Annotated in this window: 2 protein-coding genes and 1 pseudogene; all 3 read right to left on the reverse strand. The window is 62.6% G+C overall.

Annotated features, from left to right (window positions below; translation table 11 throughout):
- Positions 1-115: 115 nt before the first annotated feature.
- Positions 116-913: pseudogene (locus tag ACZIRK_RS45010) on the reverse strand (IS66 family transposase); the annotation flags it as partial.
- Positions 914-960: 47 nt separating this feature from the next.
- The gene (tnpB, locus tag ACZIRK_RS45015; RefSeq protein ID WP_038388906.1) at positions 961-1308 is read right to left on the reverse strand and encodes an IS66 family insertion sequence element accessory protein TnpB; all 348 of its coding nucleotides are present in this window, start codon (positions 1306-1308) and stop codon (positions 961-963) included.
- Positions 1305-1706 (reverse strand): IS66-like element accessory protein TnpA, encoded by a 402-nt coding sequence (gene tnpA, locus ACZIRK_RS45020; protein ID WP_038380667.1) that lies wholly within the window; start codon positions 1704-1706, stop codon positions 1305-1307. The genes tnpB and tnpA overlap by 4 nt, the downstream gene beginning before the upstream one ends.
- Positions 1707-1956 lie beyond the last annotated feature (250 nt).

The following is a 1956-nucleotide window of genomic DNA, read 5'->3' on the forward strand; positions in this document are numbered from 1 at the left end:
AGTGATTTGGGACCTGCTCCTGAAAGCCGATCCCGAGGGGCCCTCCCTCATCGCTGTCACAGCTTGTGCTCACAGATTATCAGATCATCACGATCATCCTTTCTGTGTGCTTCTGCAGCACACTGTCATCGCCATGAAGGCGCTCGGCAGCGAGCACATGGCGTTCGATCAAGTGGAAGAGCGGCATGACGGCGAAGGTCCCGTGGCCGACCTGGTCGGCCAGCGTCGACAGCGGCAAATCGATCCTCTCGGCCTTAAAGCGCGCACTCTGGCGGTTGAGCGGGATATGCATGCCGAACTTGTCGAACAGGATCGTCGCCAGCAATTGTGGGCCGATGAAGCCGCGCGGCGTGGCATGGAATGGCGCAGGCGGCTGGCTGATCTTCTCGCAATCGCGGCAGGTGAACTTCTCGCGCACTGTCTCGATGACCTTGAAGCGACGCGGGATCTCCTCCAGCGTCTTGGTCACATCCTCGCCGATCTTCGCCAGCCGCGATCCGCCGCAGCAGGCGCAGCTCGTCGGAGCGTCAATGACGACGCGCTCGTGTTCGATGTCGTCCGGCCAGGGCTTGCGCACCGGCCGCTTGCGCGTGAAGGGGCGGACGTTCTGCGTCTTCGCCGCTGCGGCCTGCGCGGCAAGCTCATCCTCGCTCGCCGTGGTGACGAGTTCTTCGAGCTCCAACTCCAGCTGCTCGAGCAGCCGTGCCGTGCGCTCGGAGCGCTGCCCGTACAGTTCGCGTTTGAGCTTCTCGATCCGCAGCTCGAGATGCGCGATCAGCGCCTCGTTGTCCGACAGCTCCGCCCGCGCGCTGGCAGCCACCGCCTCGGCTCGCAGCCGCGCCTCACGCTCGGCCTGCAGCGCCGCCAGGGCACTGACAAGGTCCGATGGAAGATCGTCCGGCTTCGATATCATGAAGCCATTGAATCAGATCAAGCCGCAGATGCAAACCGTAAAAACGGCTATCCGACCCGCGTCGGACGCCGGGTTTCTTGAGGGTTGCGCCAATCGATCCCGGACAACAGATAGCTCAACTGCGCCGGAGAGATCGTTACCGATTCACCAGCAACCGATGGCCAGATGAACCTTCCTCTCTCTAGTCTTTTGGTAAACAGGCATGCTCCCTGGCCATCGTGCCAGATCATCTTCACAAGATCGCTGCGGCGACCGCGGAAGACGAACAGATGGCCGCTGAGCGGGTCTTTGCGCAACACCTCCTGCACTTGGAGTGCCAACGACGGAAAGCCTCTACGCATATCCGTGTAGCCTGTCGCGAGCCACACTCGCGCGCCTGTCGGAACCGGGATCATCGGCGCACCAGGGCATCGAGAACTCGCCGCAGCGCGTCTCCATCAACGTCACCATCGACCCGGATGCGGTGTCCGCTACCGAGATCAATCTCGATGATGCCCTGGCTCCTCCGTCGACGCGCCGGCGCCGTCGTCAATGGCGCTTCGGCCACATCCCGCGGCGGCACAGACGGCCCAATCTCGACCGGCACCAACGGCGCTACACTCGTTTCACCGTGCTTGCAAAGCTCTTTGCGCCACCTGAACAGCTGGCTCACATGAAGGCCGGCCATGCGAGCCACCTCGGAAACAGTGGCTCCGGGCTCGAGCGATGCTGCAACTAGCCGTTCCTTCTCATCCTGTGACCACCGACGCCGCCGCTCGACCGATGTGATCACCTCTGCCCGCGAAATCGTCATAGCGCTTCTCCTAGGATTACCCCTAGGACCTGCAGCGCTCGCGTCCGTCAAACAAGGCGGCCCTCAATGGAGGGATACCAAGGGGCTCTCGCTTCGCGTGTACGAAGTCGGCGCGGACATGACGCGCATTGCCTCATCAAGAATGTTACCGGAGAACTGACCGTCAGGATTGGGGCGGCGACACCGAATCGGATCGGTGTCACCGATGGCAGGACGGATCAGCATGGGTGCTCGGCGCGAGCTCACGGCG

The sequence above is a fragment of the Bradyrhizobium sp. Leo114 genome (assembly GCF_055229415.2).

Bases quoted from the DNA above. Each gene is read 5' to 3' on its own strand.
- tnpB (WP_038388906.1), bottom strand. From the start codon at position 1,308: ATGATCCCGGTTCCGACAGGCGCGCGAGTGTGGCTCGCGACAGGCTAC.
- tnpA (WP_038380667.1), bottom strand. From the start codon at position 1,706: ATGACGATTTCGCGGGCAGAGGTGATCACATCGGTCGAGCGGCGGCGT.